The organism is Anabaena sp. WFMT (genome assembly GCF_051781005.1).
Lineage (GTDB): Bacteria > Cyanobacteriota > Cyanobacteriia > Cyanobacteriales > Nostocaceae > Anabaena.
On sequence record NZ_JBPWOA010000023.1, the window covers coordinates 182006 to 203835 of the forward strand.

A 21830-nucleotide genomic window follows, 5' to 3' on the forward strand; every position below is an offset into this window, starting at 1 on the left:
GTTTTTGTATATACTCAAAACGGCTATAAATTTGACTTTTTGATATCAAAGCCTCTCCCCGTGCACGGGGAGAGGTTTGGAGAGGGGTTCCATATTTAGTTGAACGATGAACTGTTCTTGTATAATTTTGATATTGAGATGATTATTTGTTATTATTGATATAGTTGTAAAAAGCAAGGTTACAAATATGTTAACGTCAGAACCACCAAGAAGAAGAGGAAGAATTTTTCCTGAATTGACTTTATCCCCAGAAGAATTAGCTAGACGTAAAGCAGAAGATGAAGTATTCTACCAACGTTGCTGGGCAATTTTTGAGCGTTTGCGTCCTGAGTTGATCAAAGAACATTATGGTTGGTATATTGCTATAGAGCCAGAGAGTGGTGATTATTTCGTTGATCAGAATAAGGAAGTTGCTAGTAAACAAGCACGGGATAAACACCCTAATGTGATACATTTTTTATTTGGCATCAATGAAACTGGAGTAACTGGCAGAATATGATACAGGGTTATTTTGGTGATGGGGGACGGTTATATTTTGAAGTTGAATTAATTACTGCTGATGCTTTAAATCTGCCTGTGGATGCTTTATTTGATACGGGCTTCACAGGCTTTATGGCTATTAACAAACAAGATTTAGACGGGTTAAATTGGTCATTTATATCCAAGGAAAAGTTACGCACTGCACAGGGAGAATCACGATTTGATCTTTATTCAGGTAAGGTAATATTGAATAATCAAGAGTATGAAATTCCTGTTTATGCTGGGGATGAATTGACGGAGATTTTATTGGGTTCTCAGTGGTTGGAGTTTTTGCCTTTGGTGGTGAATTTTCAAGCTGATGTTTTGACTTTGGGATGACTAACTTTATTATTAGTAACAGGATTCCTATATTATGAATATTCAAATTCAACCAGAATTAGAGCAAATTATTGAAGCGCAAATTGCTACAGGTAGATATGCAAATCCTGAAGAGGTTATTAGTAAAGCTTTGAAGTTGCTTTTGGAGTGGGAAAAAGGTTATCAGCTTTGGGTTGAAGAAACACGAGAAAAGGTTGATGTTGCTATTGAACAATTAGACAGAGGGGAAGGTATTGATGGGGAAGTTGTAATTGAACAATTGCGAGATAAATTGAGTAAAGAGAGAAGAGTTATTTTTAATTGATTTTTATTGAATTCTTTCCCTCACAATTCTAATCCCTTCCCAAGCTAGTATTCTTCCTTCTTGTCGTTCATCTTGAAGCACTAACCACAAATAAGGCTCAAACAAGTTATTCCTCTTATTCATATATTTACTGCTGATATCTTCACATTCTTGACGTTTTAAAGAAAGTGATTTGAGGACTTTATTATCTTTAGCTACGATTTTATAAACAACGGATAACAGATGATATATAAAAACAAAGGATATTAACGGGAAGTACAAAATTAGGAAATCACTAGCTTTACCACACTCAATTTTGTGGTAGATGTCGTGGTAGAGGTCGCGGTAGAGGTCGCTGTAGATGTCGCGGTTAAGGTCACGGTTAAGGTCACGGTTGAGGACGCGGTTGAGGTCGCGATATATGTCGCGGTAGATGTCGCGGTTGAGGTCGCGGTAGAGGTCGCTGTAGATGTCGCGGTAGATGTCGCAGTTGAGGTCGCGCTTGAGGACACGGTTGAAGTCACTGTTGAGGTCGCTGTTCAGGTCCCTGTTGAGGTCGCGCTTGAGGACACGGTTGAAGTCACTGTTGAGGTCGCTGTTCAGGTCGCTGTAGATGTCGCGTTTGAGGACACGGTAGAGGTCACTGTTGAGGTCGCTGTTCAGTACGCGGTTGAGGTAGCTGTTCAGTACGCTGTTGAGATCGCTGTTGAGGATTATAACTTCACTTAATTTTCGCTGCCAAATTTTCTTTTGTTGGTAATCTATACCTGTAACGATTAATGGTTCTCCATCCGTACACCAACATCCTACTTGTTGTTGACTAATTGGATGCTCCTGACATTCTTTGAAAGTGGGTAATCTGTAATTAAATCCGGCAAATCCTAAGAGTAAACTATTCTCGCTCAACCATTTACAAAACTCCTCTGCATCACTAGCTCTAACCCCAGTAATCGGCTTTTTGGCATCTCCAGAGGGAAATTTGTAAGTTTTCCAATAATCTGGTTGGCGATATTCACCCTTTTGTAACTTCTCGTCAATAAAAAGCTGATATTCGGCACAGGTAATATAGCTCATGTCAATTGCTACATTTTCATCAATTCGCAATAGATTATTTAGTCGTCGAGATAGTAATACATTCGCCGCAAATACATATCGTTCTGTCTGACTTTCTAAATATGCCTCCAATTGATGTTCTAATTCTTGTTTAATGTTTAAATCAATACTTAATCCCTCTTGGAGACAATCATAGGCTAATGCCATAACTTCAATAGATGGATAAGGCGTAGTTAAAATTGCACCAATCAGATTGCTGGTATTACTTTGAGCAGCATAAAGACGGATAGTTTCAGCCCACCAAGAATTATTAATATTCTCTATCAAAATGTTTTCCTGATGAGATTCTTTAAGCTGAACGGCTGCTAAATATTCCTGAAAACTCAGATGAGCAAATTCATAAACATCTATCTCTTTTTCCACTAACAATGCACTAACATCCCGAATTTCCCTAATAAATACTGCCGGATTTGCTCCAACTCCAGCTACAGTTATTAATTTATCTTCTATTAATGAGATTACTTGAGATAACCTGAACTCACGAGTATTATTCTGCATTAATTTTAATGCCAGAATTTGTAAAATAGATTGCTTTTGGCTGGCTGTTAATACATTAGGAATATTCTTAGCTCTTTGTCGTCTTTCTAATAAAACCTGACAAATCTCTTTGTAGAGTTCAACTCTTTTTCCAGGTAATGCGTTACCTCGGCGATGAACTGTAGCAATCATTGTTAATAGCAAAGGATTAACTCCCATTACTGCTAAAGGAGAACTATTTCTAATCCGTTTAATTAAATCATTAGCTTGGTTTTTAGCCTCTTCCTGCACACCTAAATCTTTTTGTCCAGCACGGCTCATTATCTCTGTCTGTAAATACCAGTTATGAATAAACTCTTGCATTTTCTTGAGATTGAAAGGTTGTACCTCTAGGACTGTTATCTCTTGTTGTAACTTTGCTGTTTTATAACCAAATGGTCGAGATGTGAGAATAAAAATAGTGTCTGGGTATGCTTTCATTTGCTCATCTACCCATTTGCTGACTTGCTTACGTTCTTTTTCATCAGCTACTTCGTCCAGTCCATCTAGCATGACTAAACATTTGTTTTTATTTAATTTTTCAGCAAACCAATTAGTAGGGGGATTCAGTGGTTGTATTTTTCGCTCATTCTTTACTTGCTTAGTAATTAACTCTGCTAGTGGTGGTTGGTTCTCAATTATTTGCCGATGCACATCTCTAATATATAACAAAACAGGAATTAACTTTGGAGCTTTTGGATGTAGTTTTCGTTCCTGCTGATTTGCATAAGTTAGAGTTAAATGTCTCAAAAGAGTAGTTTTACCTGAACCTGGAGCGCCTAGAACCGCTATACGAGGAAATAAGGCTTTTTTATGATTATCTTTATCTTTAGAAACTAAAAAATCCCAAATTTGCATTTCCCTTATGTCATGAGATTGTGTTTCAATATTTTGAATAATTGCTGACTTTACATTTGCGAATTCTTTATTAGAAACTTTGAGCGGTACAAATACTTGATTTAATTTCAGAATACGGTCTTTATCTAGCCCTTGTGTCTGATAATCTCGACAAATATAAATTAAACTCTGGTAATATTCGCGTTGAAACGATGAAGTTAATCGCCACCATAATTTAACGATGCTTGCCTCTAGTTGATTTACAATATATTCTGCAAACTTATCTTCATGTTGCTCTAATCTTTCTTCAATTTTGTCTAAAATTTTGTTAATAATATTTTTAACAAACTTGCCACCAATAGCCATAAATAACATGGACATAGTTATGAAAACTGCTATTACAGCTTCTGTCCATTGGCCATTTTTCAGAAAATTAACCGTTGCTGCTATCCCAATACCAGAACTAGGATAACCTATATAAGTCAAGAGCTTTTGAACTCTTTTCTGTCTAGTTTCTCGTCGTTCAACACTAGCTTGCTTTGATTCTGGTGCAGACTCTTTTGGCTTTTCCAAAGCAGATTCTTTTGGACTTTCTACGTTAAAGTCTTTTTGTGCTTCTTGAGCAGATTCCTGTTCTGAAGTATTTTCAGGCATGGTAACTTCAATATATACAAATTGGCGAGGTGTGAGTATAAGTAGTTGAAGATCCTTTTTTGGAAATTGCGTTAGCGAAGCTGGCCGTAGGCATCGCACTCTGTGCTTCCAAATCCTCTAAAATACCCTGATAGTCGGTCATTTTTTGACCCTTAGACACTATCCGCTTGCTTAATTTACCCCTAGCCACTTTCTGCTGATTTGCTCCCAAATCCCACAGTGCAAGCAGCAAGCGTGTTTGAGCGTAACTTGCCTGTAAATCCTTTGTCTTTGGACTCATGATGGTGTGTGTTAAATAACTAAGATTATTATAATAATGATTATATTTTTTATTGCGTCAAAGTAAAAATATTGTTTATTTTCTAGATATTGCTCACAAATAGCTCAATTTATCAACCTAAAAATCAACCGAGAATTTACGTAATTCATAAATTAACCCATCACATAATACAGAAAAAAATGTGATATTAGTTATTTAATATAGCGCTATGCATTTGAATGAAATACACCATAGCCCCCTCATCGCTTGCGGGGAGGGGGTTGGGGGTGGGGTTCTTGTATTTCACTCAACAGAGAACCGCTAAGTACCTGGACAGAATTAATTACACAATGTCATTGCGAATGGAACGAAGTGGAATGACGCAATCGCAGGGGCTGGGATTGCTGATGCCTCCGGCACGCTACGCGAACGCTTCGCTCGCAATGACTGTAAATATTTTTGTCCAATTACTTATATCAGGTTTTTATTTTTTAGGTTATTTCTCAATCGTGTTTAATTTCATAATTACTAATGAATAGTTCTTTGCCCTTAGCAGCACCACTTTGTTTATAATTATTCATCCCATACTGTAATTCCCATTCGTAAATATTTGCCCATTGAAAATTATCTCGAATTGGTGGTGAATCGTCGTAAGTAATCAACCACCTGTGAGGACATGATTTTAAATCATCAGCAAATCTTTCATGATTAAATCCAGTATGTAAACTTCCTTTTTTTCCATATAATTTAGAGTTTTCAGCTTTGAAATATGGAGGATCTAAAAATATGAAAACATCTTTTACTTCTGCATTTAATAGTTGACTATAATCTAAATTAGTGATTTTTATATCTGCTGTTAAAATATCTGCTAATTTCTCTAAACGATCTATAGATGAATCAGTAAACCTGGTATAAAAAGCTTCCATAGAAAAACCACCTGATTCTACAGTTCCTGAAAAGGTAATTCTATTAAGAACAAAAAAGCGTACTGCTCTTTCTAAATTTGATAAACTATCAACATCTACAGTAGTTAAATCTAAAAACAATAATTTTCCATCTTGATATTTTTCTTTGACATAACGAATTTCTGCAACTAATTTAGATAAATCAGATTGAGCTAAATGCCAAAAAAGAAATAATTCTTTGTTTAAATCATTAATCCAAATCTTTAATTGAGGATATTTTTGTTTTAGGTAAATAAAAACAGAACCACCTCCAACAAAAGGTTCTCTAAATTCTGAAAAGCTTTCTGGTAAATATTCAGATATTTGCTTAATTGCTCTTGATTTACCACCAGGATAACGGAGAGGACTTTTAATCATCACGAAATAGTATTATATAATTTTTGGATTTTGATAAATTCTGTAAAATGTATAACTTCAACAGTTAATGTAAAATCTTTTTAAGTAGCTCCTAAAATATTATATATTTTTCATGGCATATTTACAGTAAAATTAGCCCATTAAAAAATTTACCTGCATTAGCTTATGACTCGTTCAACACCTTATCAGCCTTTGTTGTTGCGACTTCTACATGGTGTCAGTGGAATTTTAGTAATTGCGGCAATAATTAGCGGATTCTTAGTTTACAACACCTTCGACAAACGATTTGGTAAAATTCCCATTCCCAAAATTGACCCAATACAGGATATTCATGGAACTGTAGGGTTATTTTTTTTAATTTTATTACCAGCTTTCGCACTCTATAGTTTTCATGCTGGACAAAAACGCCTGATACAACCAGACTCGATCCAAAAACTCACTCAAGTTGGTAAACCAATTTGGTGGGTAAGTCTGCAACGGATTGTCAATACTCTAATGCTAATCGCTTCTGTTTTAGCGGTGACATCTGGCAGAATGATGAAAGAAGAATGGCTACCAATAGGTGAACTTGATCATATTTGGTATTCTTTTCACCTCATAGCTTGGGTGATTATGGTTTGCTGTTTAGCAATTCATATTTTGATGTCTACTAAGGTTGGTGGTGCGCCATTATTACTGTCAATGATGTCATGGAAATTCCGCCCAGAAGAAAGTCCTAAAAATTGGTATAGTCGTTTCCGTATTTGGTTGGGTAATTTTCCCAATAATTTTCATGTTGAAAATAATTTATCTCTGAGAATTATTGAAGCGATTGTGTTGATTGGCATCATAGCTGCATTTGTATCGCCATTATTTTTTTCTGGTGGTGAATCATAAATTTAAACATCAAGTAGATGCAAATCTCATTTTTGGCATCTCACTAAAACAACAAATTTAGACATTTTTCTAAATAAATTTTTATCCCTAAAGTGACACAAGTAAGGACACCTATAGCGAGATATCTGGAGTTTGAAGATTTATCAAAATAGGATGACATAAGTTGTGACTTTGACAAGGATAAAAATATGAAGCGTTTAGCATCAGTAACTCTATTAGCATTTTTGGGAACGGCTGCTGTAGTTGCAATACCCAAACACTCTCAGGCTATGAAGACACCAGAGAATCTATTTGCTACAACACCCTCCCCTAGACCTACGACACCCTCTCCTCGATCTACGACACCCCCTCCTAGACCTACGACACCCCCTCCTAGACCTACTCCTACACCTTCCCCTTAGTAGATTGTTCACATTTAGTAGGCAAAAATAAATGAACTACCCCATCTTATTTCGTTGTAGCTTGCTTCTGCGGAGCAGTAGATGGGGTTTCTACATCCCCTTAAGTTATTTATTTAGCGTAAAGATCGAAATAGAACTCGTCCTGGATTTTCTTCTTGATTGATTCGCGTGTATAACCGCAGACAAGTTAAAACTTCTCCTGGTGTACCTCCACAATCTAGTTGTAGATCATCTTTAGAATAAGCACAAACATCTGCATACAGCCCTGATAATTGCTTAATTCGCACGTCATATCCTGCTTTGATGGCTTTATTAGCAACCTTTTTGAGGATACGCCGTGATTCTTGTTGTAGCTTTCCCCACCATGAATAACGCTCGGCTGGGGGGACAAATACTAAGGAATGTATAGCTTCATCCATGTCAATCCAAGCACGTAGATTGTGGATTAAATCAGTATTTTCCCCAGTTTTTTGGATACGTTGCAAGCGATCGCTCAATGCCTCAATATATAAATGGTGATGTTCTGGCTTTTCATGTAAAGAAACAACATCAAAACTAAACACACTCTTTAAGGCATGATGCAAGTCAGGTTCTATCTCAATTAACTTCATATATAGCAGTACAAACCCTGCTAGTAAATGCAAATCTTCAGATTTATATATCTGGGCAATTTCTGACTTTAAAAATACTTTTTTTGACAAACATAAACCTCTAGCTTTCACAGCACCATTCAACCCTGGATAGATTATTTCATCACGAATAAAAGGTAAATGGTGAAGATTGACATAATCTTCAGAAGCACCTAATTTTTGAGCAATTTCTAAAGCCCGATGTCGCCAAGTAGTAGCTAAATCTTCTGGAACTCGCAATAAATAGCGGTGCATTTCATTCCATAAATCAGCATCATTTTGACTTTGTAGGGGAGAATTTCCTAGATAAAAATTCAGTTCTAAATCAGAATTAAAAACCTCACGTAAGTAAATTAATTTGAATTCACCACTCACCTCAATCTCCGCAACAGGTGCAGGTTCTAAAAGGTCGTGAAGTTCTTGCAATATTTGCTCACATACCTGATTTCCTGGGTCTTGGGGGTATTCTGTTTGCGCTTGATTTAAAGCTGCTTCTAGTCCGTACAAACTAAACCTTAATACTTGGGCTAATTGTGAATTTTCTGTTGCTAATAGTTGATATAAATGCTGCATGATGGCATTAAGAGAGAGGGTAAAACGCAGAGGTTAGCGCAGAGGTACACAGAGTAAATTCTTCTTTGCATCTCTGCGCCTCTGCGTGAGATTATTTAATGTATTCCGCAAAAAGGATCGCGTTCTTTATCAACTTCGTTGGGTTGTAATTCTAGTTCTGCACTATAAACACATCCTGCTTGTTGGAGACATTCTTGATTGTGTGATGTCCAATAAGGTACTTCACCGGCGTGCATTCTTAATATACCTTGATTGTCAAGTGTCACATGATATTGACAGGGGTAGTCTGTGGTGATATCTGGCTTGCTAAGTGAACCAATGCGTATCCATTTTTTGCTGTTGGTTTCACTATCTGTTTGATAAATATAGAAGGTGTGTTGTCCACTTTGAGGGAAGGGAGGTAAAGGATTACTAATTACGCCACTTCCTAGTTCATTTACACCATCTTGCAAATAGTGAAATGTTTGCAGAGATTTACTGTCATTTCCATCAACTGCAAATACTAAATGATAAGCATCTGGTTGATCAACTGTTGCTGATTCTAAAACGTTAATGGCAATATCACCATCATTTAAGTCTTGATAGGGATGTTCAATGGCGATATTCCATTTCAATTTACCATCAGTAAATAGGTCTGATGATTCTGAATCATCTGATATTGCTGACTTGATGTCAATACCATTAACATCTATTAAATAATGGGGACTACCTTGACAGAGTAAAACACTAAATTGTAGGGTTTGGTCTATTTCAAATTGAACTTTAATTTTTTTGAGAAACTCTGGTTCTACCATTGCTAATTTCTCCATTAAAGTTTTACCATCAAAGCTACCCCACAGGCGTAAATCTCCATCTTCATAGTCTTGTCGATAGATAATATTTGTTAATTGTATGCCTTGCCAATGGGTACGAACTTTAGCGATACTTTCCCAAGCTGAAAGTTGATAAAGTTCTTGTCCAGCATTGAATATGGGTAAGAGTTCGTTACTTTGGGTTTTGCGTCTGAAGTTGCAAGGTAGATAATAAAATAGGTTTTTGACATCTATTTCTAGCTGGTTTGCACCTTTTCGCAACAGACTTTTAGATTCTTCAGGATCAAATCTTAATCGACGCAGTTTTTCTGCATAGCAAGCACCGGCAGATGTAGCGAGTTTGGTAAATTCTAAAACGAAGGTAATTCTTTCTGGATTCCACACAAAATAGGGAGATTTGCTAAATTCTAGGTAAATTTGTTGTTGTACTAAATCGAGATTGCAAGTTTTACCAGAGAGAATTAACCAATCTACTTTTTGATTAGTTTGAGCATTTAAGCGACTTTCCATCAGTCCTTTAGCAATACCAATGGCTTCTTTAATTGCCGAAATTGCAGTGCGTTCAAATTGCTGACTGTCTAGGGTGAGAGAAATAGCATCAGGAATGATAATTTGGAATTTAACTGCACTTTGGGCTAGTAATTCACTAATTTGTTGTTCGGAAAGGGTGAAGGTTAATAAAGAACCGTCTCCTGGTGATTTTTGCCCCAATTTCAATTTAGCTGCTTCGGCATGATCCCAAAGGGTGTAAAATGTTTGTAGGCGTTGGGGTGCTTGTTGCCAACGAGTAGGTAATACTTTTTCGGCTGTATCTAAGGCATCTTTGAAAGCAACATCACCTTCGGGGTTTTCTTTATCTAGACATTTCAATAAACTACCACTTTTAAATTTTCCATCTTCTAAAAAGCGTTCATTTAATTCTGAGTTAATTAAATCTTCTAATTTGTCGCTTTCGATGTCACCTGTGGTTATAGCTGTGAGCAGAAAATCGGCAATTGCTACTTTTAAAAGCCGGAATATTCTCAGTGTAATTAACTCACCACCTAGCTGTAAATGACCAGAAGAACCTAATAATTTAGGGGTGAGTTTATAGTAACGTCCACCTAAACCTCTATCTTCATTATCAGCAAAAAATGGGGTTTTATCCTCTAACGTCAGTTCAATTAAAGCTAAGTCGGTAGTTCCACCACCAATATCTAAAACTAAAACATTTTGTGACCATTTATTTCTGTCTTGGCGACAACGAGTTTTAAAAGATTCAATTCCTAAATTGAGATTTCCACCAAATTCTCGCCATAAAAAGAATATAGCTACAGATACCGCTTCATCATAAGCAGTTTGGACATCATCAATTCCCAATTCTTGAACTAGTGCTTTCACTTCTTTACGCACTACTGGAGGTGCTACTGTGGGATAGGTGACAACTGCTGTTAATAAATCACCTTCAGAAAATCTCCTTTTAGACCGTTGACGATAATCTTCAGTTAAGTCAATTAAATGCGCCCAAGCTGCTTGAATTAATTGGTTAACTTGGATGTTTTGTTCTTCACCATTTAAGATCACTGGGAAAGTTCGATTTTGACCAAAGTACCGTTTGGGTGAGTGGTGAAATCGACTAATAATGTCTTTGACGGAACTAATTGTACCTTGGGCTATGGCTTTTTTTCTATTGTCCCTTGCTTCCCTACCCATTTGCAATTTCAAGGGTTCTATTTGTGATATTTCCATTTCGCTGGGAATTTCTGTATCTCTTCTATCTATATCTAAGATTACAGGAATTAAATTTTGTGATTCTAAAGTTGGGACGCGGAAAACTTCGTGATATATCTGATAAAGTTTTTTGCTAACAGCACGGCGGAATCTATCACTATTTCCTAAACATAATTCAATTTGGCGAATGGATTCTAAAAAGAGTTCCTTATTATCACTTTCAAAAATTTCGCTTAACTGTTCTGGTTCAATTTCTAAGTTTTTGCTAATATTAGCAATAAATTTTTCCCATTCACTCGCACCGATATCAGGTAAAGCAGAAGCAGCGGGAGAATTTAACCATTCTGCTAAACGTTGGCGTAGTCTTAATTCTTGTTCTCTGGGTAAAATTTCGGCAATTGGTACTTCTATAGGGTCAAAAAGTGTAACTGTGGAGTTAGAAGTACCAAAGTCTAAAGCGAACCAACCGGGAAATCTTTTTTGTGATTTCTCATTGAGTTTTTCACTTAATTGTTGACTCAGTTTATTTAAATATGTGTCTAATTCAAAAGGGTTCATGGGTTTATCTGTTACTGTTGTTTCAAAATCTGGAGAAAACCAAAGGTCACAGGAAGCACTAATATTTTTGCGTATAGATAATATTGGGTTTCCTGTAGCATCAGAATCGAAATATTCAACAATAACCTGTAAGGTACAGTTTACTGTTTGGTTTAAAGGTTTCTCTAACACATAAGAACATTGACCTAGTTGACATAAGTTAGAGATTTTTTGTGGTGTGGCAGAATCAAAGTGTTTGTAGGTGTTTTGGATTTCTGCTGCTAGTTCTGTGGGACTTCCTCTAACGGTACAGGTAATGCGAGAAATATGCGGAATATTGCTGTTGGTAGCGACAATTTGAATGGCAGGTAAATCCAAATTTTGATTTTCTTTGACTCGCAGTTGAAAACGAGGTGGAAGGCTAATTTCCACAGGCATAATTAATGGGTGATTGGTGATTGATACTTCTTTTTCAGCAGAAGAATATGGATTAAATGAACCGCGAAGGCGCGTTCGCGCAGCGTTGCGAAGCAAAGGACGCGAAGGGAAGAGGGAAGAGGGAAGAGGGAAGAAGAAGAAGGAAGAAGGAGATAGGTGATTGATGATTAATCGGTTGTCATAAAGTTTTACAGATATTCATAGGCAACATTTTCATTAATTGTGGCAATATCAGCGAGAATCTGTAACCAGGTGGGAATTGCTAACTCTGGAGGTGAGTCTCCGGCGGCTATATATCTGAGGAGTTCTTCTTTTTTAGATAGGTTTTGTAAACTAGGAATAATTTGGTCTAAAATGCCATCTAATTCGGAATTAACTTGTTGGTTAACTTCGCTGACATACTGAACAAGATGAAGGCTGGCGCTGGCGGTGATTTCATCTCGCAGACGCAAGACAAAAAGTTGATGATTAGCAGAACGAGATGGGTTTTGGTTTTTCTCTGGAGACCAATCAAATATTTGTCCAATGTTGTGTTTTTCATCTCGTCGCGCCAAGGGAAATATATTTTCTGGAGATATGGCTTTATCTTGGTTACTGATTTCTACGATAATAGCTTCTTTCCATTGATTGGGATCACATCCTAAGAGGAGTTTATAAAATAAATCGGCTGCTTCTAATCCAAATTTTTCTTCAATTATTTGTTCCATTTCTGGGTTGATAATTGATTGTAATTTTTCTCTTTCTAGGACTAATTGATGAGCTAGTTTATTTAACAGGTCTACCACTGCTTGACGGATTCTTTCGCGGGCAAAATTTTCTAGTTCTTTAACTGTTTTTTCAAATTCTGGATAAAAGTCATCACTCTTGGTAGGTAAGGAATTATTAACTCTATTTCCTCGGTCAAATAATTTTCCGGCTGCACCTTTAGATTCTGCTAAGGCAATTGTGCCATGATGAGCTTTATTAAATAATAAAGTCCATTGACTCCAATTCAAGATTCTAAAAGTTAGTTCGTCTTTGATCACATCACTAACAACAACTCCCCGCCGATCTTTGAGTGGTTCTTTTCCTAAATCTTTTTGAAAGCTTCTGTAGGTTTTATCTAAGCTTTCAATTCCTAAACGCAATTCAATTAAAGCGGGACTATCTGCTGTGGGGATGCCTTGTTCGTGTATTTCGGCGATGATATCTTTGAGTTGTTCTTGTTGCTGACGGACAACATCAGCAGCCCTGCGAGTATCTTCATATAATTGCTTTAAACCATGAGTGGTTACATGATTTTGAATCAATTCTCGCAGTTTACTAATACCTCCATCTTGAGCAAAATAACTTAATTGTCTACCTAGTGAATTGCGAGGTTCTGTTGTTAATAACCGTTCGCTTAATTTACCCCATTTTTGTTGTAGTCGTTTAGAACGATCTAAGTAGTCGGGATAATCTAAATTAGCGAGAAATTCTTCTGAACCTGCTTTAACTGTGGTTGAACGTTTTGCTAATTCAGCTAAACCTAATAGTGGTGATAATAAAACGATGCGGTCTTTTTGGCTGGTAAAAGCATCTGCACCATCAATAATGGTTTGTAAAACTTTCAGTTTTTGGAATACTATATCTGTGTGTAAAGGTTGAGAATTGGGGTGATCTTCGATTAAAAAATCGAGTATTCTTTCGCCACCTTCACTGTCTAATGGTAATTGGTCGAAGCGGCCGACACCGACGAGAATTAAGTCTTTTAAGTCTTGTCCTGGTCGTTGCTGCTGCATCATGGTAAAAATTTTGTTGGCGCGATCGCTTCCCGGTGATTTACCATTGAGCAATACCAGGATTGTCTGTACTTGCGCCAATTCTCGCAGAGATAAAAAGGTATCCCTAGCCCCAGAGTTGGCTGCACCCAAACCGGGAAAATCTAACAGTATAAACTCTTCAGCCCCACTGACATCCCAAATTTCCCGCGATATTTTCACTTCAATATCAACACGCCGAATTAAGGGAAAGCTATTTTGCAATAGTTGGGTTTGTAGTCTTTGGGGCGCACTGGGTAAGCGAACGTGTGCCGGCGGTATATCCTCAAATTTGAGAGTTTGGATAGCCATTGGCATTTCTGTGAGTTGTAACCCTTCATGGGCTGTTGCTGCATCAATGTGATAATGGCTACCACACAAAGCCTCACCATAAGCTTGATAAGCCCGCAAAAATAATACTAATTCCCGCAATAGATAGCGTAATTCTAAATTATTTGAACTTTTCCAAGCTTCTTCACACCAACTAGAAATATCTTTTCCTGTCTTGATTTTAGATACTTGTAACGGTGGGAGTCCGGCTGCTGTAGCGCGTCGGTTTGCCTCACTTAACATGAAGTGTAAGCACTCATTCACTCCTTCATTAGACAAATATTCTACAGTATATTCACTAACTTGAGTTGTGTTAAAACCATCCTGAGGCTTAATATGAATAGCAGTGACGTTTCCAGTTGTCGGGTTTTCGCTGACTGGTAAAGCATCTGCATAACCGATTAAACTACCCAGCAGCAAACTTTTACCGCTACTGAATTCACCCATTACGCCGATTTTTACTGGTGAAGCGGCCAGTTCTACAGTCTTCTGTGCAGCCTCTCGCAAGCCCATGAGACAATCATCGAGGCTAGTAGGAATCCAATCTTCTTGTTGGGAAGGGCGTTGGGGTACAGAGTCGATTTTACGGAGGATAAATTCACCGTACTCTTTAAACCTGGCCAGTTTGTCTGGTTCCATAGAGTAGTTTCTGCCTGAGTTCATTTTCTGTGAGCGTTATAACACAAAAAATGCCAATAACTACTCTTGATGCAACAAAGGAGACTGGGGATTGAGGATTGGGGATAAATATTTTTCCCTCTGCTGTCTGGGAAATACTCAATTTTTCTTCACACCGTTTAAAATTAGAGCGATCGCACTTTCTGTATGTTCCCCTACCATCTCTGGACTGAGACGATCTATATCTGGTGTCAAATGTTTCCAGTTTTCCTGCACGGTAAAGTAGAAAATACACACACTAATAATGTGAGTCAATGTTAAAAATGGATCTACAGGCCGGAAACACTCTTCCTTAATTCCTCGTTCTAAAACTTGCAGCAGTGGTGCGTATAAACTCCCAGGATTAACCTGCTTAAAATACAAACCTTGATTTTGACTCGCTTCTTGAAACCACAGCATTTGACGATGGGGATAAGCGGCTTCGTAAGAGATCGCACTGCGGATAATTTGTTCTAATGCTACTTCTGGGTGTAAATGGTCAAGGTTCATTTGACCAACCATTGATTCTAGCTCATTAATCGGACGCTGCAAAACCGCTTTATACAAACCTTCTTTATTCTCAAAGTAATAATGAATCATCGCTGTTGTAATTTTCGCACGATTTGCGATCGCACTCAACCTCGCCCCCTTTAACCCATCCCTAGCAAACTCCATCTCCGCTGCATCCAGAATTTGCTGCTGTGTCACCTCCGCATCACGCACCGATTTAGCACCTCCCTGATTCCTGACAAACTTAACCACAGTATCTCTAGACAAACTTTGCTTGTTCAGTCTAACAAGAGTTGACAGCAATCTCACTCACTCGTTAAACTAATTAAAAAATTAGTTAATTAAATAAGAGGCTTTTTATGACCATGTTACAAGGCGCACCTTGGTTATTAGCTCATCGCTCCATGCTTAAGCCAAATCAGCCTTTTAAAGTCTCCCTTTATGGGAAAGATTACGTAATTTGGCAAGATAAAACAGGTAAATTTAGCTGTCTACCTAACGCCTGTCCCCATTTAGGTGCAATGCTTTCCGAAGGTTGGTGTGTGATAAAAGCAGATGGTAGTAGCACTTTAGTTTGTCCATTTCATGCTTTAGAATTTGATAGCCACGGTTGTACAGTTTTACCCAATAGCAATAAACAAACAAAGCCCCTACTCCAACCATTAGAGTTAATTATTCAAGGTGATTTTATTTGGACTTATGGTGGGTATGAACCAAAAATTACTATCCCCACAATTTTAAAAGATTTTGCTGATGAATATGAATTTATCGGACATACAAAAAACTTCAGCGTCAAAACAGAACTGCTGACTATGCTATTAAATATGCATGACTATGATCACCAAAATGGTACACATCGACCATTATTTGAAATCGAAAAAGTAGAATTTAAAGAATTTCTTGACAATGGATATCACTCCCATGCTTACTTTGATTTAATCAGAAAGCAAACTAAATTTCATGATTTACTCAAAAATCCCGGACTGATAGCTATTCCTAACATAATTAATGCCCATTTAGAAAATTTCTTTCCCTGTTGTCTAGTCGTACATGGTGAAAGTCCTGTGGCTAGTGTGAAACAAATTCATTTTTTCATTCCCGAATCAGAAACACATACGCGCACTTATGTTTTAGTTTACGGTAAATCTAAAAATCTCTTTGCCAATTTAATTAAGAAAAATTTTGTCCGTCTAGCAGAAGTAATTGTTGAGCAAGATGTTGATATTTTGGGTAAGCTATATCCTAATGTTCCTCAGCATATAAGATTAAATAACGAAGTTGGGATGGATTGGGTAAAACGGAATTTTGAAAACTTTTCTCTCGCAGAGACGCAGAGTCTCAGAGAGTAAGAGTTGTTGCTCAATTTGCATATATTTTACCTAATTTTAATCTTTTGTTTCTTAAAAGTTAACTTTTTGGCTGTTCACTTGTATTACAATCACTCTTTGCTGCAACATTGGAAACCCCCAACTGACCTTGGATATAAAGGAATTGGGGGATTCTTTATGCTAAAATTTAGCTGCAATATATAGAGGAATGCTACCATACACCCCCAGAAGCCAAGCTGTATCTCCTATTCTCGCGTTATCCACCTGAGTCATTTGATTGACATAGGTATACCGCAATGGCCTGGTGATCCAGTTGTAAAATTTACCACTGTTGCCGAATTGCAAGATGATGGCTATTATTTGCGGCGTTTTTCTTTAGGGGAACATAGTGCTACTCATATCAATGCCCCTAGTAGTTTTCACGGTAATGGTATGGGCGTTGACGAATATTCTGCCCAGTCGTTGGTAGTACCTGCGGTGGTGATAGATATTTGTAAGCAAGCAGCGGTAAATCCTGACTATCTCCTAACTATTGCAGATATCCTGACTTGGGAAGCAGAATTTGGGACTATTGGTGCTGATAATATCGTGCTACTTTATACAGGTTGGCAAGTTAAATGGCTGGATAAGAATGCGTTTTTGAATCAAGATGCAGAAGGGAATATGCACTTTCCAGGGTTTGGAAGTGATGCAACGGAGTTTTTAATTACTGAAAGGCAAATTGCTGGAGTCGGAATTGATACACATGGTGTAGATTCGGGGCAAGATACTAATTTTACTATTAATCGTCTGGTCTTAGCAAAATCACGTATTGTTTTAGAAAATCTCACGAATTTAGATCAACTGCCACCTCAAGGGACTACTTTGATAATTGGTGTTTTAAGATTGCGGGGTGGTTCTGGTTCACCGGCTGCGGTAATGGCGTTATTTTGAGTGCTGTGTGGTAGAGATGTTTACGAAAACGCCTTTACAGAGTTTTGATTACTTCCTTTCTACCAGAAGAATATAGATTAAATGAACCGCGTTCGCGAAGCGTTCCGTAAGGAAAGACGCGTTCGCGGTAGCGTTGCGAAGCAAAGAACGCGAAGAAAGAAAAAGAAGAAGATAGGTATACTGCAAACGGTTCATAGGTTAACCAAACATGGAACCCCTCTCCAGAGACGCGTTCGCGAAGCGTCTCGAAGAGTACCTCTCCCCGTAAACGAGGAGAGGCTTAATATTTAGTTTTTTCGTCAGGAAAAAGTACAGTTCCTAACTGTTTAGAGTATGTTTTTTAAACAGCAAAGTAGTCAGTTGATGTTAATTCTCCGGTAGGTAGAGTGCTGTTCAGCCCTGTTAATTCAATCAAGAGGTCACTTTTGGGATTGAAAGCAGCGATGTCGTTGTTAACAGCCAGGTAGGTGCGGCGAGTGAAAGTTGTAGCACCGAAGCTGAAAAATACTGCTTGATTAGCAGTTAATGGTTGCAGACCAGCAACAGTAGTATTAGCATCTTTGTAGACAGAATTTATGGCACTATTCAAGTTAGCAGCACTGATCACACCAGCATTGAAGGTATGAGTGGGTAGATTATTAAGGATAAAGCGATCGCCCTCTTGCGGGTTAAAATCAAGAATCAGGTCGCTATTTGCCAAAAGTGAATCACTAAAAGCAGGATAGAAAAAGAAGTCTGCATCATTCCCACCAAGGAGAATATCTCCACCATTACCACCAGTTATGCGATCGCTTCCATTGAGTCCTAAAATAATATCATTTCCATTGAGTCCTGCGATCGTATCATCATCTTTCCAACCGATGAGAATGTCAGCACGCTTAGAACCAGTAATAGTTAAACCTGAAGGTGTTTCCTCAATATCGTTAATGGTAACAGTCAATTCCTGCTCATAACTCAAGTTACTTTGGTCAGTAGTCCGCACGCGAATGTTGTAACTAGACTGAGACTCAAAATCTGGAGAAACATTCAGCAAAAGTTGGTTGTCGCTAATCGCAAACGCACCATTATCAGCACTTCCATCTCCAGTTACCAAGCTATAAGTATGAGTATCACTCCAATTTGGATCAGTTGTACTCAAAACACCAACTAATGTACCAACAGCAACATTTTCACTAACGCTATTTTCACTTAGATTGATATTGGTTGGATTTTGAGCAGTATAGAGATTAAACCCGACAATAACCGGATCATGATCAGAGGAACGGAAAGCATCAGCATTATATAAACTGGTTTGTTGTCCTACTGACTTAAATTCAGTGTTGTAGTCCAAAACATTTGGTTCATCAGCGTTAATATGCCATTTTTCCGCCCCTGTCACCTGTGCTGCTAAACTGCTATTAGCTAAAGCATGATCTAAAGAACCCCACTGACCATCAAAAACGTAAGAGTAAGTTGTGCTGGGAAGTAGATTATTGTATCCTGCATTTGCCAAAGTTGTAATTGGATCTTCCTGAGCATAGGCATTGAGATCGCCTAAAATTAGGTAATCAGAGTCTAAAGTTCCTGTGGGATTTGTCGCTAACCATGCAGCTAAATCTTCAGATGCACGAGTACGAGTACCATTGGATAAACCTTGTCCGTCTCCTGCGTCAGCATCACCTACGCCACCTGAACTCGAACCTTTAGATTTAAAATGATTGACAACTGCTGTAAATTGTTCACCAGTGGAGTTTTGAGAGAAAGTCTGCGCTAGGGGTTTGCGGTTATTATTATCAAATGCACCTTGACCGAATCCATTAGCTACTGTCACAGCTGAACCAATGGGAGTAACGCTACCAGGTTTATAAATCATTCCTACAGCAATTTCATCGGTTCCTAGTTGGGAAATTCCCGGATTAATGAAAGCATAAGTTCCCGCACCAGCAACGTCATTTAGTCCATTGATTAAATCTTGAATCGCACTATTAGTACCATAACCATCATTTTCTATTTCCATGAGTCCGATAACATCTGTACCGGAATTAATAATGGCTTGGATAATTTTGTCTCTTTGACGTGTGAATTCTGCGGAAGTATCTGCACCCCGTGAAGTAGGGAAACCACCACCAGTACCATTCCCGTTGAAGAAGTTGAGAACGTTGAAACTAGCAACTTTGAGAGTACCACCGACATCTGGTGCCGTTTCTGGACGAGAATTAGCTGGTGTAAAGTTGACACCTGTGGAAGTTTGAATGCGATAACCTTCAAAGCGTTGATCTAAAACTCCAGTGATGCTAGATACTGTATCACCACCACGCAAGGTGTTAGTAGCACTGAGAGGATTACCACCACGACCGAATAAGATGGGATCAGGGTTTTGAGTACCGCGTCCATCATCGAGGATAATTCGACGGTTAGCAATCTCCTCTAGATAAGCAGCATATCCACTGACACTAGGAGCATTAAATTGAGTATATTGTTCAAGTCTGCCATCAGTACCAGCTTGGTTACTAGCACCTGTTGCGGAGAGAAGAACTTGACCAAAGCGTCCTAGTTGAAAATGTTCGGTGACAGTTAAATCCCCAGTTCCAGCACTAACATTAACTAGCATTCCTTCATAATGTTCTAAGTCTGCGACGCTGGTAACAGGTAACTGAATATTGGTAACTGTGGGTAAGTTGTCAGCACCTAAATTAACAACGTTTGTCAGACTAGAAAGTTGAGTTAAGCTGCTACTAATACCGCTGCTGGTGCTGGTGAATTCTCCTACTGTTCCAGTAATGCGGACTTTATCGCCAACGTTACCAGAAAATAAGCCTGTTGGGTCGAAAACAAAGATAGCTTCTGAAGTTGTGGAATCGTTATCAGCATCAGCATCTTCTTCTTGAACATAAAAGCCGTTGAGTTGAGAAGCACCAAGGAAAGCACTAACAACAATACCTTCTATGGTTTGAGTTCCACTAAAAGCAGAATTGAATGTTGCACCATTACCTTGAATATCATGGATTTTGATAATGGTGGGAGGTGCAATGTCATCGTCAGTCACTGTTATATTAGCGGTGACATTGCTAAAGCCAATTGCATTTGCTGCAATTACAACGTTTTGAGAACCATCGATTAAAGCATCATCTACAGCATTTATGGCAAAGGTAGCAAATGTTTGTCCAGCTGCAATTGTAACTGTAGTAGGAACAGTTGCTTCTGTGATGTCGTTGCTAGTCAATGTGACATTTAATGCATTAGTTGTGTCACCTGTGCGAGTGACTGTAGCTGTGGCTGCATTAATACCTGCACCTTCTGAGAAATTGTTAGGAGTAACTGTTAAACTGAGAGTTGGTGTAGATTGTCCACCTCCTCCGATTGTGTGGCTACCTAATCCATCAAAGGTATTTTGAGCAAAACCTTCCCATTGTCCAGAAGGATCGAAAGCATCATTGGGGTTGGTGTCTCCAGCAGTAACAGTTGATTTACGACGGATTGTATTATCTGCGGTGCTGGTTAGTCCACTTCCCCATTCAGTACCGGGGTCAAAACCAATTTGTCCGATCGCATCAATGATAATATTACCTTTCTTGAGAGCGATCGCATCATCACCATTGAAAAAGCTGCTAGTAGATTGTTGATCTGTAACTGCTAGAATAGCGGCAACAGCATCATTATCAGCCACAACAAATACATCGCCATTGGCAACTGTCCCTGTTAAGTTAATGGTTGTTCCTGGAGTTGTGCTGCCGTTAAAATAAAACTCAAGTTTATAACCGCTTGCTGCTAAATCAATCGCTGTCCCTGTACCATTGAAAATTTCAATCGCCTTGTTGTTACTGCTGCCTTCGATGTATTCTGAAATAAACAAATCGGTTGGTAATGCAGTAGCCGATACATTAATATCATCAATCCCTATCCATTCATCGTTTCCAGCTGCATTTGTAGTAATAATCCGCACCTGCACTTGAGATTGGTTTTCTGCTGCTGTGGGTAATGTAGCATTGACTGTAGTTACCAGAGTTGCTAAACTCGGTCCCGTGCTGGCATCAGCAACAAAAGCCGCAGGAATGTTAATGAAATCACCTGAAGTACCAACACGATATTGCAAAGCAACTGCTTGAATTGCATCATCTGTAGATCCATCAATGTCCCGCAATTTGTATGATAAATTGATGTTTGTTACACCCAAGGTGTTAAGATGAATCAATAGAAAGGGAGCATCCGCAGTACCTGAACCTTGAAGGGCAACTACTGGATTAGAAATTTCAAACTCAGCAACTCCACTAGTAGTAAATGTGTTTGGATTAGTTTGGTTAGCATTCACATCTACAGTTGTTTCATCACCAACAACAGTTTGTGGATCTACACTAGTTGCAGTTGTTAAACTATCTCCACGATAGCCAATAATACTAGGAATACTACTCCAATCATCACTGGTGCTAATTAGGGCTATATCTGTCCAATCTTGTGTTAATGAACCTGCGGAAAGTTCATGATATTGATTACCCATTT

Annotated in this window: 14 protein-coding genes; 6 read left to right on the top strand and 8 right to left on the bottom strand. The window is 38.2% G+C overall.

Features of this window, described 5'->3' with window-relative positions; translation table 11 throughout:
• Nucleotides 1–187: 187 nt before the first annotated feature.
• Genes ACSQ6I_RS15430 through ACSQ6I_RS15440 form a run of 3 tightly spaced genes read left to right on the top strand, consistent with a single transcriptional unit; the run spans nt 188 to nt 1162 of the window.
• Nucleotides 188–499, top strand: a complete 312-nt coding sequence (locus ACSQ6I_RS15430; RefSeq protein WP_438891181.1) for a hypothetical protein — start codon at nt 188–190, stop codon at nt 497–499.
• The gene (locus ACSQ6I_RS15435; protein ID WP_438891182.1) at nt 496–858 is read left to right on the top strand and encodes an aspartyl protease; all 363 of its coding nucleotides are present in this window, start codon (nt 496–498) and stop codon (nt 856–858) included. Before ACSQ6I_RS15430 ends, ACSQ6I_RS15435 begins: the two co-directional genes overlap by 4 nt.
• Nucleotides 859–892: 34 nt before the next feature.
• Complete coding sequence (locus tag ACSQ6I_RS15440) at nt 893–1162, top strand: ribbon-helix-helix domain-containing protein (RefSeq protein ID WP_438891183.1); 270 nt, start codon at nt 893–895, stop codon at nt 1160–1162.
• Nucleotides 1163–1165: 3 nt separating this feature from the next.
• Here ACSQ6I_RS15440 and ACSQ6I_RS15445 read toward each other — a convergent pair whose 3' ends face one another.
• The 3 genes from ACSQ6I_RS15445 to ACSQ6I_RS15455 all read right to left on the bottom strand — a co-directional run bounded on the left by ACSQ6I_RS15445 (nt 1166) and on the right by ACSQ6I_RS15455 (nt 5842).
• Nucleotides 1166–4261 (bottom strand): NACHT domain-containing protein, encoded by a 3096-nt coding sequence (locus tag ACSQ6I_RS15445; RefSeq protein WP_438891184.1) that lies wholly within the window; start codon nt 4259–4261, stop codon nt 1166–1168.
• 7 nt (nt 4262–4268) lie between these two features.
• Nucleotides 4269–4541 carry a hypothetical protein gene (locus tag ACSQ6I_RS15450; protein WP_438891185.1) on the bottom strand — a complete coding sequence of 91 codons (273 nt, stop codon included), beginning with the start codon at nt 4539–4541 and terminating at the stop codon, nt 4269–4271.
• Between the two features lie 482 nt (nt 4542–5023).
• Entirely contained in the window at nt 5024–5842 is an 819-nt protein-coding gene (locus ACSQ6I_RS15455) for a DNA adenine methylase (protein WP_438891237.1), read from the bottom strand.
• A gap of 165 nt (nt 5843–6007) precedes the next feature.
• Here ACSQ6I_RS15455 and ACSQ6I_RS15460 point away from each other — a divergent pair, with 165 nt between their 5' ends.
• Nucleotides 6008–6718 carry a cytochrome b/b6 domain-containing protein gene (locus ACSQ6I_RS15460; protein ID WP_438891186.1) on the top strand — a complete coding sequence of 237 codons (711 nt, stop codon included), beginning with the start codon at nt 6008–6010 and terminating at the stop codon, nt 6716–6718.
• Nucleotides 6719–7232: 514 nt separating this feature from the next.
• Here ACSQ6I_RS15460 and ACSQ6I_RS15465 read toward each other — a convergent pair.
• The 4 genes from ACSQ6I_RS15465 to ACSQ6I_RS15480 form a co-directional block, all read right to left on the bottom strand.
• Entirely contained in the window at nt 7233–8321 is a 1089-nt protein-coding gene (locus tag ACSQ6I_RS15465) for a hypothetical protein (RefSeq protein ID WP_438891187.1), read from the bottom strand.
• A 95-nt stretch (nt 8322–8416) separates the two neighbouring features.
• Nucleotides 8417–11818, bottom strand: coding sequence for a molecular chaperone (locus ACSQ6I_RS15470; protein WP_438891238.1), 3402 nt, complete (start codon nt 11816–11818; stop codon nt 8417–8419).
• A 188-nt stretch (nt 11819–12006) separates the two neighbouring features.
• Nucleotides 12007–14565, bottom strand: a complete 2559-nt coding sequence (locus tag ACSQ6I_RS15475; RefSeq protein ID WP_438891188.1) for a dynamin family protein — start codon at nt 14563–14565, stop codon at nt 12007–12009.
• A gap of 138 nt (nt 14566–14703) precedes the next feature.
• Nucleotides 14704–15360 carry a TetR/AcrR family transcriptional regulator gene (locus ACSQ6I_RS15480; RefSeq protein WP_438891189.1) on the bottom strand — a complete coding sequence of 219 codons (657 nt, stop codon included), beginning with the start codon at nt 15358–15360 and terminating at the stop codon, nt 14704–14706.
• Nucleotides 15361–15452: 92 nt separating this feature from the next.
• Here ACSQ6I_RS15480 and ACSQ6I_RS15485 point away from each other — a divergent pair, with 92 nt between their 5' ends.
• Nucleotides 15453–16442, top strand: coding sequence for a Rieske 2Fe-2S domain-containing protein (locus ACSQ6I_RS15485; protein ID WP_438891190.1), 990 nt, complete (start codon nt 15453–15455; stop codon nt 16440–16442).
• Between the two features lie 195 nt (nt 16443–16637).
• Nucleotides 16638–17354, top strand: coding sequence for a cyclase family protein (locus ACSQ6I_RS15490; RefSeq protein WP_438891239.1), 717 nt, complete (start codon nt 16638–16640; stop codon nt 17352–17354).
• Between the two features lie 340 nt (nt 17355–17694).
• On the opposite strand, the gene ACSQ6I_RS15495 is transcribed toward ACSQ6I_RS15490, so the two are convergent.
• Nucleotides 17695–21828: an ExeM/NucH family extracellular endonuclease gene (locus tag ACSQ6I_RS15495; protein ID WP_438891191.1), complete on the bottom strand. Its 4134-nt coding sequence runs from the start codon at nt 21826–21828 to the stop codon at nt 17695–17697.
• Between the last annotated feature and the right edge of the window lie 2 nt (nt 21829–21830).

What these genes read in the sequence shown, in the direction of transcription:
- ACSQ6I_RS15430 (WP_438891181.1), top strand. Translation starts at nt 188, where the DNA reads ATGTTAACGTCAGAACCACCAAGAAGAAGAGGAAGAATTTTTCCTGAA.
- ACSQ6I_RS15435 (WP_438891182.1), top strand. Translation starts at nt 496, where the DNA reads ATGATACAGGGTTATTTTGGTGATGGGGGACGGTTATATTTTGAAGTT.
- ACSQ6I_RS15440 (WP_438891183.1), top strand. Translation starts at nt 893, where the DNA reads ATGAATATTCAAATTCAACCAGAATTAGAGCAAATTATTGAAGCGCAA.
- ACSQ6I_RS15445 (WP_438891184.1), bottom strand. Translation starts at nt 4,261, where the DNA reads ATGCCTGAAAATACTTCAGAACAGGAATCTGCTCAAGAAGCACAAAAA.
- ACSQ6I_RS15450 (WP_438891185.1), bottom strand. Translation starts at nt 4,541, where the DNA reads ATGAGTCCAAAGACAAAGGATTTACAGGCAAGTTACGCTCAAACACGC.
- ACSQ6I_RS15455 (WP_438891237.1), bottom strand. Translation starts at nt 5,842, where the DNA reads ATGATTAAAAGTCCTCTCCGTTATCCTGGTGGTAAATCAAGAGCAATT.
- ACSQ6I_RS15460 (WP_438891186.1), top strand. Translation starts at nt 6,008, where the DNA reads ATGACTCGTTCAACACCTTATCAGCCTTTGTTGTTGCGACTTCTACAT.
- ACSQ6I_RS15465 (WP_438891187.1), bottom strand. Translation starts at nt 8,321, where the DNA reads ATGCAGCATTTATATCAACTATTAGCAACAGAAAATTCACAATTAGCC.
- ACSQ6I_RS15470 (WP_438891238.1), bottom strand. Translation starts at nt 11,818, where the DNA reads ATGCCTGTGGAAATTAGCCTTCCACCTCGTTTTCAACTGCGAGTCAAA.
- ACSQ6I_RS15475 (WP_438891188.1), bottom strand. Translation starts at nt 14,565, where the DNA reads ATGGAACCAGACAAACTGGCCAGGTTTAAAGAGTACGGTGAATTTATC.
- ACSQ6I_RS15485 (WP_438891190.1), top strand. Translation starts at nt 15,453, where the DNA reads ATGACCATGTTACAAGGCGCACCTTGGTTATTAGCTCATCGCTCCATG.
- ACSQ6I_RS15495 (WP_438891191.1), bottom strand. Translation starts at nt 21,828, where the DNA reads ATGGGTAATCAATATCATGAACTTTCCGCAGGTTCATTAACACAAGAT.